The following is a 13,068-nucleotide window of genomic DNA, read 5'->3' as shown; positions in this document are numbered from 1 at the left end:
AAAAAAAACCTAAACACTGAATAATGACAAAGCAGTTTCAGCTTATCATTATTCAACGTTTAGGTTTTGCCTTTTTTGCAGTAACAATCCCAATTATTCAATTGTTTGTTCAGTTCTGACAACTCGTTCAATATGAATGGTCAGATATAGGATTTCTTCCTTGGATAAGACCCGGCTATAGATCTTGCGAGTATAGTCGTTAATCTTACAGGCACAAGCATGTGCCTCAGGATATTGTTTGCTCACCAGGTCATGAAGCGGATTATCTGCTTCCTTATCTTCAATCGCTGTACCGTGTAGTACGCGCTGAGCAAAGAACTTCAAATGTGTCAGGAATCGATAATAACTCAGCGAATCCTCATCCAGCTCAATGACAAAGCTGCGTCGTACAATGTTGAGTATATCTTTTACGATATTCGTAATGCTGATGGTTTCTCTCATCTCACCGTTCATCTGGGCATTGACTAGATGCATTGCGATGAATGCGCATTCGTCTTCAGGAAGCAGGACACCCAATGTTTCTTCAATAATCTGAAGTGCCTTGAGCCCAATGGCATATTCCTTGCGGTACATGCGCTTGATCTCCCAGAACAATGCGTTACGAATCTGCAAGCCTTGACGATGCCGGTCAATGGCAAAATGAATATGATCCGTAAGTGAAATGTAGATGCTCTCATGAAGCTTCTCACCCAACACGGTCTCGGCATAACGGATAATCTCATCCGAGCATTCAACATATTCAACTGGAATATCAGACAGAAGCGTTTTCAGTTTCTGCGATACTTCCTTGCTTTCCAATGAGAATATTTTTTCGACCAGACTGTCGTCTATCGTTTCACCAGTATGCTTTTTGAAGGCTATGCCCCGTCCCATGACGACCAGTTCGTTTCCTCCTGGATCAATCACAGTAACTACGTTGTTGTTCAGCACCTTCTCAATTTTCATTTCTTCACATCACCTTGCACCGTCAAAGTAGTAAAAGGCAAAACCAAAGCAGGTCATAAAACATATGCCCCGCTTCTGGTTTTGCCTGATTGAACAGTAACAATCCAGTATTCATTAGCCTTAGGCCCATCTTACCATATAATTATCCATCTGACAATGTTTTTGTGAAAGCGGTTAATGTGCTTGAAAATGACACAAGAAGATGCTGCCCACATATGTCTTTGGAACTAGAAATTAATGGTTGTCGGATTTTAGACTTGCGCCGTTTGTACCAATAACTTCTTTGTACCAATGGAATGATTTTTTCTTGTAACGATCCAGGGTACCTGATCCGTCATTGTTACGATCCACATAGATGAAGCCATAACGCTTCTTCATTTCTGCTGTAGATGCACTCACCAGATCGATACAGCCCCATGAGGTGTAGCCCATAACTTCAACTCCATCTTCAATCGCTTCGCCCACTTGCACCAAGTGATCATTCAGGTATTGAATTCGGTAATCATCATTCACTGTTTTATTGCCATTTTCGTCTGTGATCAGCTCATCGGCTGCACCCAAACCATTTTCGACAATAAACAACGGTTTTTGATAACGATCCCAGTATTTATTCAGCGTTACGCGCAAGCCTTGCGGGTCAATCTGCCAGCCCCATTCACTTGCTTTGAGGTAAGGGTTCTGTACACCTGCAAACAGATTTCCTTTGCCTTCAACACGTTTCTGTGGGTCACCTGTCTCACAAATACTTACATAGTAACTGAACGAGATGAAGTCCACCGTATGTTTCAGAATTTCAGCATCGCCATCTTCAAACTTGATGTTTATATTATTCGCTTTGAAGTATCGATTGATGTATTTCGGATAATAGCCACGTGCATGAATATCGGCAAAGATGTCATTTCGCTGTTCTGCATGCATTGCAGCTACCACATCATCCGGATTTGGTGTCAATGGATAGGTTGGCATACTGAGTACCATACAGCCAATTTTGGCTTCAGGCATAATCTCATGACCCAGTTTAACCGCCAGCGCACTTGCCACCAGCTCATGGTGGATTGCTTGGTACAGATCCTGTTTGGACAGTTCCGCTTTTGGTGTGAAAATACCGCCACTCATGAATGGTTCTTCTAGAATGGAGTTAATTTCATTGAACGTCAGCCAGTATTTCACTTTTCCTTTGAAACGGTTAAACAGGACGGTTACATAACGCTCGTAGAAACCAATCATTTTACGGTTAACCCAGCCGTCATACGTTTTGGACAAATGCAGCGGTGTCTCATAATGAGAGATCGTTACGAGGGGTTCAATCCCGTATTTGTGGCACTCGTCAAACAGGTCATCATAGAACTGCAGACCTTTTTCGTTTGGCTCCAATTCATCGCCTTTAGGGAAAATACGGGACCAGGCAATGGAGGTACGGAATACTTTGAAGCCCATTTCAGCAAACAACTTAACATCCTCTTTGTAACGGTTGTAGAAATCAATACCGATCAATTTCAGGTTATCCTCTGTCGGTCCTTCCGTTCTTGGCGTCGTAATCCCATGCGGCATTACATCCTGAACAGACAGGCCTTTGCCATCTGTATTGTAGGCTCCTTCGAGCTGATTGGCTGCGACTGCGCCGCCCCATAGAAAATCCTTCGGAAATGGTGTTGTCATATCTGTCATTCCTCTCTGGTTACGTTATATTCATTCTTTGTTAAAACAGTTGACCCTATGCCCGTGAACACATCAAAAAGCGGACAATGCGCAACAAAAAGGGCTTCAGATCAGATGATCACCGATGGCCTGCTTTATGTTGGGTTTTGCCCGCTTTATGCGGTAACAATCCGCGAATAGCATAATACTTAAAGCGATCCGGGTTCAAGATAAGGAATCAGACCAAATTATAGTTGCTCACCATTGCTGGCAATTACGTTTTTGTACCAGTCAAACGAATCTTTCTTCGAACGTTTGAGTGTTCCATTACCTTCATCGTCCAAATCCACATAAATGAAACCATAACGTTTGGACATTTCAGACGTGGACATGCTCACGAGGTCAATCGGGCCCCATGCGGTAAATCCAATCAGATCCACACCGTCTTTGATCGCTTCTTTCATTTGTTCGATGTGTTTCTTCAGGTAATCCACACGATAGGAGTCATGAATTGAACCGTCTTCTTCAACACGGTCATATGCACCCAGGCCATTTTCTACGATGAACAATGGTTTCTGGTAGCGATCCCAGAAGTTATTCAATGTTACGCGCAGACCGATCGGATCGATCTCCCAGCCCCAGTCGGAAGCTTCCAGATAAGGGTTTTTCACGCCGCCAGTCAGGTTACCTGTTGTTTCTTCTTTGTCTGCGGATGCAGATTTGGTTACGGACATGTAGTAACTGAAGGAAATGAAATCAACGGTATTGTTGAGCAAGATCTCGTCATCGCCTGCTTCTTTCTGAATCACAATGTTGTTTTCTTCAAAATAACGAGCCATGTAGTTCGGGTATTGACCACGAGCATGCATATCCGTGAAGAAGAGGTTAATCTGATTCTCATGTTGCGCCAGTCGAACATCAACCGGGTTACAGGTCGCAGGGTACGTTTCCATACGAGCAAGCATACAGCCCACTTGGGAACCAGGAATAATCTCATGTGCAAGCTTGGTTACCAATGCACTTGCTACAAATTGGTGATGCAGCGCTTGATATGTCGTTTGCAGTTGGTTGTCCACTTTATCAATCAGGATACCGCCGCCTGTGTATGGGCTAAACAACATCACATTGATTTCATTAAACGTCAACCAGTATTTCACTTTATTTTTATAACGGTTGAACACAGTCTCTGCATATCTCACATAGTGCCCAATCACTTCACGGCCTGCCCAACCATTGTATTTCTGTGTCAGACCCAGCGGTGTTTCGTAGTGAGACAAGGTTACCAACGGTTCAATACCGTATTTCAACAATTCGTCGAAGACATCGTCATAGAATTTCAAGCCAGCTTCGTTCGGCTCTTGATCGTAACCATTCGGGAAAATACGTGCCCAGTGAATGGACAAACGGAACACTTTGAAGCCCATTTCAGCAAACAACGCGATATCTTCTTTATAGTGATGATAGAAATCAATACCAAAACGTTTAGGGAAACGTTCTTCAATTTTGCCGGAAAGGATCTCTTCAATTCGTGTAGAGGAGATTTCCATGGCATGTCCACCTGTACGCTTCTCTTTGGGAACATGCGCAATCATATCCGCAGTAGAGAGACCTTTGCCGTCCTTATCGAATGCACCTTCTAATTGGTTGGCAGCTGTAGCGCCTCCCCACAGGAAGTTTTCGGGGAATCCTTTTTTTGCCGTGGTCATAACGAACAACCTCTTTTCGAATTTTATTTGGGTTTTTCCCGAATACAGCGGCTGTATTTCACGCCAAAAAACAAGAAAAACCTAAACTCAAGGTAAAATAGCTCGCAAAAAAAGAGCCTTCATTTCACCATCAGTTTAGGTTTTGCCTGTCTGCACAGTTACAATCCATCAAAAGATGTTATCGTGTATTCGGTTGTTTTTCTCTTGTAATGTAAGCGTAACATATCTATTTTGCAAAATCAACTTCCCTTTCAATGCACTCGCTGACCACTTTGGACGTTATCGAGGCGTCGGCCTTTTCATACAAAAAAGCAACTTGCTAATATCTGCCGGAATACCCATCCTGAACATTTTCAACAAATTAAGTGTGCAATTCAGCTTAAAATCTGTTTCAATTGCCTGCTGTTTGTCTTATCTATAAAGATACTACTTAAAGGTTCCAATAGGTGGTAAAAGTGTACATCTGCTCTAAACTTTTCTGGTACACATGAATTAGAGAGAAAAAAAGAACACACACACATTTTCAGGAGGGTAATATGTCTAATCCAAAAAAAGCTTCATTGTTTGCCATGTTAATTATGATTCTGTTGGTTGCTGTAGCCTGCGGTAACAAGGCGGATAACAACGCCAAAACGAATGACTCAACCGCAACAGAAACCACTGCCGGCACAGATACAGACACAGCCAAGACAGAAGATACAGAGAACACGGAAAGCTCAGAAGCATCCACTTCCAAAACCAAGGAAACAGATAACTCCAAAGACGTTGAATTGGGAACTACGGAAAAAGGCTCTTACAACAATGACTATTTTGGTGTTTCGCTGAAATTCCCCGAAGCTTGGGAGTTCCAGGATGCCGAAGGCATGAACGAGCTGACTAACACATCCTCCGAAGTTATTGCTGGAGACGATGAAACGAAGAAAAAACAAATTGAACTATCTCAAGCTAAAACACTGAACCTGTTGATGGCTTCACAATATCCACTGGACGGAAGTCAAGTTGGTCCTTCCGCTATGGCGATTGCTGAAAAAGTAAGCCTGCTGCAAGGAATTCGTACCGGTAAAGATTATCTGAAAGCAACGAAAAAATTCATGGTGGACAGCCAGTTCCCTTATGAATACAAAGAATTCACAACCGAAACTATCGGTGGCAAAGAGATGGATTTGATGCAAATTACGATGGATGCGGGCAATGGTTCAACCATTACGCAAGATTACTACAGCACTATTATTGAAGGTTATGCATTCAACTTCATCTTCACCTCTTTGGATGACACTACAAAGGCCGAGATCGACAATATCAAGAAATCCGTTCAGTTCAAATAATACACTCATTGTCACAGTGCTTGCTGTGCATGAATAGAACCCCGCGCAATGACCTTCCACAGATCATTGCCGGGGTTCTTTTTCGAGTAAAAATGGATGTTTCACCTTATCCGGAAATGGCCACCCAATGTCCCTCTTTTACTTCCACCCATCGGGACTGTTCCAGATTATAGCGATCTTCCACTTCTACCGTCTCTCTTGGGGCTTCGTTTACAGCATGACGTTTTTTCTTCGCTTCCACCGTCGGGTCCGGAACCGGAATAGCCGATAACAAGGCCTTTGTGTACGCATGCTGAGGGTTCGAATATAGTTCTTCACTTTCTGCTAACTCCACAATCTTCCCATTATACATGACAGCTACACGATCACTGATATGTTTAACCATGGACAAGTCATGTGCAATGAACAGGTATGTCAGACCGAGTCGCTGCTGCAATTCTTCAAGCAGCTGTACGATCTGAGCCTGAATGGACACATCCAACGCAGACAAAGGCTCGTCACATACAATAAATTCAGGTTCCACGGCCAGCGCACGAGCGATTCCGATCCGCTGCCGCTGACCACCCGAAAATTCATGAGGGTATCGTTGGGCATGAGCCGGATCGAGACCCACCATCTCCAGCAATTCCTCCACACGTTTTTCCCGCTCAGCAGGGCTGCCGACAAGATGGTGAATATCCAAGGCTTCCCCAATAATGTCCATAATTCTAAATTTCGGATTAAGCGAGGCATACGGGTCCTGGAAAATAATCTGCATATGCCGCCTCATCGTTTTCATCTCTGAGGCAGAGAGGCGATTGAGCGGCACTCCCTTAAACAGCACATCTCCACCTGTAGGTTCATGCAGTCGCAGAATGGCTCGGCCTGTAGTCGATTTCCCACTGCCCGATTCGCCTACGACCCCAAGCGTCTCCCCTTGGCGAATCTCGAAACTGATATCGTTCACCGCTTTTAAGGTGTTGCCTTTACCCAGATTAAAATGCTGTCTGAGAGACTTCACTTCCAGCAAAGGCTGATCATCCTCCAGATCGCGTGGCACCAACGAAACAAGTTTTGGCTTTTTCTTCTCGTCTAATCGAGGCAATGCATTCAACAACCTTGCTGTGTATGGATGTTTCGGATTCGCAAAAATCTCTGTGGTTGTGCCGGATTCTACAATCTGCCCGTCTTTCATGACCACAACCCGATCACACATGCCTGCCACTACTCCGAGATCATGGGTAATCAGAATAATGGAAGTGCCCAACTGTGTCTGCATATCTTTCATCAAATTAAGGATTTGGGCCTGGATAGTAACATCAAGCGCAGTTGTAGGTTCATCCGCAATCAGCAATTCAGGACGGCAAGCAAGAGCAATAGCGATCATCACCCGCTGCCGCATACCTCCGGAGAATTCATGTGGGTACTGATTGAAACGTATTTCACTCCGGGTAATACCAACGAGCTCCAGCATGGCAATCGCCTGCTTCTTCGCTTCCCCTCTGGAAAGCTTCTGATGCTTAATCAGACTTTCGGTGATCTGTTTTCCGATTTTCACGGTCGGATTAAGAGAGCTCATAGGGTCCTGAAAGATCATGCCGATGTCACGGCCACGGATACTCTCCATCTCTTTTTGCGTTTTATGGACCAGATCTACCCCTTTAAACAGGATCTCCCCCTTTTTCATCTGCGAAGGAGGAGAGGCAAGCAGCCGCATAATGGAACGTGCCGTAACACTCTTCCCACTGCCGGATTCCCCTACAATGCCAAGCGTTTCGCCTTTCCGCACTTCAAAACTGACTTCTTTCACCGCCTGAAATTCACTCTCTCCGGAATGAAAAGAAACGGACAACTCATTTACTTTCAACAAAGGTTGCATGTGATCACCAGCCCTCATCCATATTTTCACATGTGCTCATATGTATACTCTTCCATACCTTGACAATTAAATAGACTCTAAATAATATATACTATATCAATCGGAATAATGCAATTTAAAATCAGATGAAAGGAGGCTCGCATGGTTTGAATCTTGCAAAAGGCAGCAAAATGTCACAGCTTGTTTACACCCTGGGATTTAATTATGGCAAAATGCTGCTTCATCCCTCCTATCGATATGTTCTATTTATTCTCGGACTGCCCGTTAATTTGGTTGTGCTTCTGATCTGGCAATCTAAACGAAAAAGGGATGGCTGGGTCGTCGTTCAACAAGCTGTTGAACGCGATAGGCTCTCCACTTCTTATCGGGATAAACTTCGGACGGACGTTGAAGAACAGTTGAGGCGTAAACACCGTTTCTTTCGGCAGCAAGTTAGTGAGGCAGAGTTTAAGCGTCAGACGGAGGAGTGGCTCAAGGAATCAGTTCAGAAGGAGTTAAAGGAACGAACGTTCAGCAAGCTTCAGGAACAGGGAAAACAGCGCCTAACGATGGCTGATACATTCCAATCGATGATTGATAAACCTTGGTTCCTTGCCATATCAGTTATTCCGGGCTGTCTGATGTACGCCATGATGTTTTTGTATGGCAATCCTTATCTAAAGTACATATTCGAAAGAATTCTGATGACGGTATTCGTCATTCTGGGCGTAGCTACACTTGTATTCACCATCTTGTACCTGTCCCCATTCAATCCGGCGGCCAACATTCTCGGAGAGACAGCGACACAGGAACAGATCGCAGCTTTTAACCATGTCTATGGCCTGGATCAGCCCTATCTTGTCCAGCTCTGGAACAATATCAAGGGCATAGCGCTATTTGATCTCGGTAAGTCTTTTTCAGGGAATGAAGATGTCACGGCTACGATCGCCAGAAAGTTTCCAATCACGTTAACACTGGCCGTTATCTCCTTGCTGCTTGCCCTTGTCATTGCATTGCCAATCGGCATCATCTCGGCGATCAAGCCCAATTCACTGTTTGATTACACATTCATGTTTATTGCATTGATTGGATTATCGATTCCGAATTTCTGGCAAGGACTGATTTTCATTCTGAATTTTTCGATTAAGCTGCAGTGGCTTCCGGCTACCTTCAATCCACAGAACTGGCTATCTATTATTATGCCAACGATTGTACTGGGTACGGGATTAACCGCGGCGGTGGCCCGTATGACTCGCTCTTCCACACTGGAAGTTATTCATGAGGATTACGTGATGACTGCTCGTGCCAAAGGATTAAGCGAACGACAGGTTCTGCTGAAACATGCTGTGCGCAATGCGCTAATTCCAATCGTAACCGTTGTAGGTCTTCAATTCGGAGGCATGCTTGGCGGGGCGGCTGTAACGGAGAAAGTATTTAATATCAGCGGACTTGGCAGCTACATTGTGGATAAACAGTTTATCCCTGATATTCCGAGCATTATGGGCGGGGTCATATACACAGCGATTACGATCTCCATCATCAATGTCGTGGTAGATCTGTTGTACGCTTTTGTCGATCCCAGAGTTCGTTCCAAGATGAAACAATATTAAAGCAGGTGCACTATGACAAAATCGGGTTCACTTACACAAGAAATGCGTTTTCGGCTTAAGTCTTCACAGGAGTACAGTCAGGCGAGCTTTGCCTGGGTCACTTCCCTTCTCTTGTCGGTGTTACTGTTGTTCAACAGTTATGACTGGAGCCTTCAAGAGTTCAGACCATTTCTGCTGACTGCGCTCGGAATTTACCTATTTTTCACGCTGATCCAGAGTGTGCTGACGCTCCGGATTCGGAGAGACCTGATTCGGCAGGGGACAATCTCTGTGCTGACTCGCAGACTCGCCTGGGTCCAACTGTTAGGTATCATTTCAGGCAATATCTTTATCGTGACGGCCGCTTTTCATCTGATCAAGAAAACAAAGAGCATTGAGTATACATTTGCGGTGTATATGCTGCTGACCCAACTGTTCGTTATTGGGGTCTCGGCACTCAATATGTTTAAACCGTATGTTGCGGATACGTTTTTGCCAGCCATGGCTGTGCTCGTACTTGTCCTTGTCATTGATTTGGTGGTGCTGTTTATCGTATCCCGGTATACCTCAGCCTCGATCATCCCACGCTGGATGCTGGGCGTGAGCGTGATCCTAATTCTGACTTCGGTCACAGGGAATGTGTTCGCACTGCTGCTGGGTATTTCCATCATTGGACGAATCCGCAGGCAGGGTAAACAGAAATCCAACTTCTGGAATGATCTGTGGGAGCGTCTTGCTCCGAATGTCACGGCAATGTCCGGTTTGTTTTTTATCATTTTCCTGTTCTCAATATCGATTTGCAGCTTCTTTACTTTTGATTACAGCATGGCTGTAGAAAATAACTACTCAGCCTTGCTTCAGTCCCCATCGCTCGCCTATCCCTTGGGAACAGATGACTTTGGACGATGTTTATTTTCCCGGATTGTATTCGGTGCCCGTATATCGTTGATCGTAGGATTCATGTCAACCCTGATTCCGGTACTGATAGGCGGTATTCTCGGAGCCTTCTCGGGATTCTATGGAAGACACACGGACAATATCATCATGCGACTGCTGGATATTCTCTATGCCATTCCGGGTATTCTGCTCGCTATCGCCATCATTGCGGCGTTCGGGGCCAATACGGTCAATCTTATTCTCGCACTCAGCTTGGGTTCAATCCCAACTTATGCACGAACCATGAGGGCTAGTGTGCTCTATGTATCTACGTTTGAATTTGTTGAAGCTGCACGTGCACTGGGTTACAACAATCGCTCGATTATTTTCAAACATATTATTCCGAACTCGCTCGCACCCATGATTATCAAGTCTACACTCACGATCGGCGGAGCGGTCATTGCCACCAGCAGTCTGAGTTATTTGGGGCTCGGCGTGGAGCCGCATATTCCCGAGTGGGGCAACATTCTCAAGCTGGGCAGCACGTATCTGGAAACCCATTCGTATCTGGCCATCTATCCAGGTCTTGCGATCATTCTGCTCGTGCTCTCGTTCAACTTTCTTGGTGACGGACTGCGCGACGCGCTTGATCCGAAGCTGGAAAAGGCTTAACCGCTGCTACAATATTCAACTCAAATTGAATTCCAATGATTATGAACTTATCTGGAGGTATTTTCATGAAAAAACGTATGCTGATAGCACTACTATTAACTTTTGTCCTTGTGGTTTCCGGTTGCAATGTGAAGACCAAGACGGAATCCCAGTCAGAATCCTCACCGTCAGATACAACAGAAAACACGCAAAACCAAAAACCGGTGGACATCGAATTACTGGCTCAGAGCTCCTCCGAAAATGACGTGAACATTATCCGCGACCAGCTTACCAAGAATGGCTTCAATGTTAAGCTGAACCTGCAGCCGGATTACGGCAGCTACAAATCCCAGCAGGATGCTGGCAATTATGACATTGCGCTGTCCAGTTGGACAACGGTAACCGGGAATCCGGATTACGCAGTTCGTTCACTCTTCAAAACAGGCGGAGATTACAGCATTCTGGCTGATGAAGAAATCGATAAACTTATTGACCAGGCTGCTACCCAGACTCCGGAAGAATACAAGGATACGTATAAACAATTGGAGGACCGCTTGGTAACTGATCAAGCCTATATCGCTCCGCTGTACATTTCCCTGAAAAGTCAGGCTGTGAACAAAGACATTCTCAATGTAGACACCGTTCGCTTGTCTAAATCCCGCGCCATGGCATGGGAACCGATTGAATTCAAAGATAGCTCCAAAAATACAAAAGAACCATTAATTCTGACACAAACCGCTTCCGTCCTGACTTCCCTTGACCCGATCAAAGGAAATGACGGTTCCATCAACCAACTGAACACAAACATGTATGTACGTCTCGTTAACCTGACAGATGACGATCAACTTACACCAGAGGGTTCCCTCTCCCACAATTTCAGCATTGCTGAGGGGAACTCCGAATATTATTTCATTCTCAGAGACGATATCAACTTCGCCAAGATTGAACATAAAAAAGCGGTAGATACGGGAGAACGTGTCGGTGCAGATGACGTCATCTTCTCTCTCGATCGCGCCAAAAACAAAGATTCCGTACCAGATCACCGCACATACAGCCTTCACGAACATATCAAGGAAGCCGAGTTAGTAACCGATCTGGGCGCCTTGGAATCCGTTCAGCAATCCAGTGGCAGTGGTACGGTTAAAGACGCATTGGAACAAGGGCTTGGCACCAAAATTACGGAACTGGTCACGGACAAAAACAAAGCCGATAACGCTGCCGGAAAGTATCAGGTTGTGAAACTCACAACAACGGAACCTTTCCCGCAAGTATTGAACTATCTGGCTCACCAATCTGCTGGCATTGTGTCCAAAAAACAGGTCGAAAGCATCAATACGTATGATGTAGCTTCGTTTGACGTGAATAAAGACATTCCTTACGGCGATCAGAATACCGTGACTGAAGGTGCTGCGTACAACAACACCCTGTATGCCAGCGGCCCATATATCTTGGCATATAAAAATGATTACGAAGGTGTATTCTATCAGAATCCCGGATACCGCAAAGGCTCTGAGTATGCACCCAAAATCTCTCAGGTGAATGTTCGATTCATCTCTGATGCCGACAGTGCGTTGTCTGCTCTTCGCAGCAGTGAAATCCACCTGTACTACGGAGTATCCGAAACAAAGTATGACATCATCAAAAATGACAGCAAGTTGCAATTGCAGAGCATTCCGAGCAATGCGGTTTCCTATCTGCTGTTCAACACAGCCAATCGGGAAGTTGCCAAGAGCAGTGATCTGAGAAAATCCGTGCTCTACTCCATCAATCAGGATGACATTTTGCAGTTCTACAAAAACAATAAACTTAAGGCATACTCTACAGTAAGTCCACTCGTGCAGACCGGGAATGAATTGAAGTCCGATCCGGCAAAAGTAAAAGAATTCTTGAGCGCCTACCAGGCTTCCAAGTAACAATTAAGATAAACGGCTGTCACCCGGATCACTCCAAGATCCGGATGACAGCCGTATTATTTTATAGAAAGAATATATTATGATGAGCAGTCTGCCTGATACCTTCGCTGTACGTCAGGAAGCAGAGTGACGATCTGGATTCCCACTCCCCAGGAAAAATAGACCAGATGGATAACAGATATATGCTGGATCCAGTATACCTGCACCATAATCCAGATGATCAGAGCAAATCCCGTATATAAGGAGAACGTCCATCCCCAGTATTGATTCGAGTAGAGATTCAGTTTCTCACCTATTTCCCAGTGAGTGCGACGAAGGAGTGAAATGGCAATGATCATCGGCATAACACCAAGAACCAACAATAGTATAATTCCCGGGATCAGAAAACTGCCAAAAGGGGAATGCTCCAATAATGAATCCGGCATATGGACGAGATTTCCCGAAGGATCGATAATGAGTGCTCCCCCTCCAACCATCGCACCAATGCCCAGTAACCCCTGCATCATAATGAGCGCCCACGATCTTTCAGGTACACATTCACGCTTTATTCCATCATCACTAGTCCTCATCCCCCACCCTCCAGACATT

The 13,068-nt window shown here is 45.0% G+C and carries 9 protein-coding genes; 4 read left to right on the top strand and 5 right to left on the bottom strand.

The window, feature by feature from the left end; translation table 11 throughout:
- Positions 1 to 93: 93 nt before the first annotated feature.
- From licT to gpAD87_RS02925, 3 genes are all read right to left on the bottom strand, one after another.
- Complete coding sequence (gene licT, locus gpAD87_RS02935) at positions 94 to 945, bottom strand: BglG family transcription antiterminator LicT (RefSeq protein WP_053781440.1); 852 nt, start codon at positions 943 to 945, stop codon at positions 94 to 96.
- Positions 946 to 1,179: 234 nt separating this feature from the next.
- On the bottom strand, positions 1,180 to 2,604 hold the full coding sequence (locus gpAD87_RS02930; RefSeq protein ID WP_064636093.1) for a glycoside hydrolase family 1 protein: 1,425 nt from the start codon (positions 2,602 to 2,604) through the stop codon (positions 1,180 to 1,182).
- A 227-nt stretch (positions 2,605 to 2,831) separates the two neighbouring features.
- Complete coding sequence (locus gpAD87_RS02925; protein WP_062325655.1) at positions 2,832 to 4,289, bottom strand: glycoside hydrolase family 1 protein; 1,458 nt, start codon at positions 4,287 to 4,289, stop codon at positions 2,832 to 2,834.
- A gap of 536 nt (positions 4,290 to 4,825) precedes the next feature.
- Between gpAD87_RS02925 and gpAD87_RS02920 the strand changes: the two genes are divergently transcribed.
- Positions 4,826 to 5,614, top strand: coding sequence for a hypothetical protein (locus tag gpAD87_RS02920; protein WP_064636091.1), 789 nt, complete (start codon positions 4,826 to 4,828; stop codon positions 5,612 to 5,614).
- Between the two features lie 106 nt (positions 5,615 to 5,720).
- Here the strand turns inward: gpAD87_RS02920 and gpAD87_RS32775 are convergent, their stop codons facing one another.
- A complete protein-coding gene (locus gpAD87_RS32775; RefSeq protein ID WP_064636089.1) occupies positions 5,721 to 7,472 on the bottom strand; it encodes an ABC transporter ATP-binding protein in 1,752 nt (583 codons plus the stop codon).
- A 146-nt stretch (positions 7,473 to 7,618) separates the two neighbouring features.
- Here gpAD87_RS32775 and gpAD87_RS02910 point away from each other — a divergent pair, with 146 nt between their 5' ends.
- The 3 genes from gpAD87_RS02910 (at position 7,619) to gpAD87_RS02900 (ending at position 12,480) form a co-directional block, all read left to right on the top strand.
- Complete coding sequence (locus gpAD87_RS02910) at positions 7,619 to 9,061, top strand: ABC transporter permease (RefSeq protein WP_157258408.1); 1,443 nt, start codon at positions 7,619 to 7,621, stop codon at positions 9,059 to 9,061.
- A 12-nt stretch (positions 9,062 to 9,073) separates the two neighbouring features.
- Positions 9,074 to 10,588, top strand: coding sequence for an ABC transporter permease (locus gpAD87_RS02905; RefSeq protein ID WP_064636087.1), 1,515 nt, complete (start codon positions 9,074 to 9,076; stop codon positions 10,586 to 10,588).
- A gap of 65 nt (positions 10,589 to 10,653) precedes the next feature.
- A complete protein-coding gene (locus gpAD87_RS02900) occupies positions 10,654 to 12,480 on the top strand; it encodes an ABC transporter substrate-binding protein (protein WP_064636085.1) in 1,827 nt (608 codons plus the stop codon).
- Between the two features lie 77 nt (positions 12,481 to 12,557).
- Here the strand turns inward: gpAD87_RS02900 and gpAD87_RS02895 are convergent, their stop codons facing one another.
- A complete protein-coding gene (locus gpAD87_RS02895; protein ID WP_064636083.1) occupies positions 12,558 to 13,049 on the bottom strand; it encodes a hypothetical protein in 492 nt (163 codons plus the stop codon).
- Positions 13,050 to 13,068: the final 19 nt, after the last annotated feature.

Source organism: Paenibacillus sp. AD87, assembly GCF_001659845.1.
Classification (GTDB): Bacteria; Bacillota; Bacilli; order Paenibacillales; family Paenibacillaceae; genus Paenibacillus; species Paenibacillus marchantiae.
The sequence above is the reverse complement of the archived record's forward strand: the minus strand, read 5'-3'. Positions and strand labels throughout refer to the sequence as shown.

Coding starts and splice junctions, on each gene's coding strand:
- gpAD87_RS02895 (WP_064636083.1), bottom strand. CDS start 13,049: ATGAGGACTAGTGATGATGGAATAAAGCGTGAATGTGTACCTGAAAGA.
- gpAD87_RS02920 (WP_064636091.1), top strand. CDS start 4,826: ATGTCTAATCCAAAAAAAGCTTCATTGTTTGCCATGTTAATTATGATT.
- gpAD87_RS32775 (WP_064636089.1), bottom strand. CDS start 7,472: ATGCAACCTTTGTTGAAAGTAAATGAGTTGTCCGTTTCTTTTCATTCC.
- gpAD87_RS02900 (WP_064636085.1), top strand. CDS start 10,654: ATGAAAAAACGTATGCTGATAGCACTACTATTAACTTTTGTCCTTGTG.
- licT (WP_053781440.1), bottom strand. CDS start 945: ATGAAAATTGAGAAGGTGCTGAACAACAACGTAGTTACTGTGATTGAT.
- gpAD87_RS02925 (WP_062325655.1), bottom strand. CDS start 4,289: ATGACCACGGCAAAAAAAGGATTCCCCGAAAACTTCCTGTGGGGAGGC.
- gpAD87_RS02930 (WP_064636093.1), bottom strand. CDS start 2,604: ATGACAACACCATTTCCGAAGGATTTTCTATGGGGCGGCGCAGTCGCA.
- gpAD87_RS02905 (WP_064636087.1), top strand. CDS start 9,074: ATGACAAAATCGGGTTCACTTACACAAGAAATGCGTTTTCGGCTTAAG.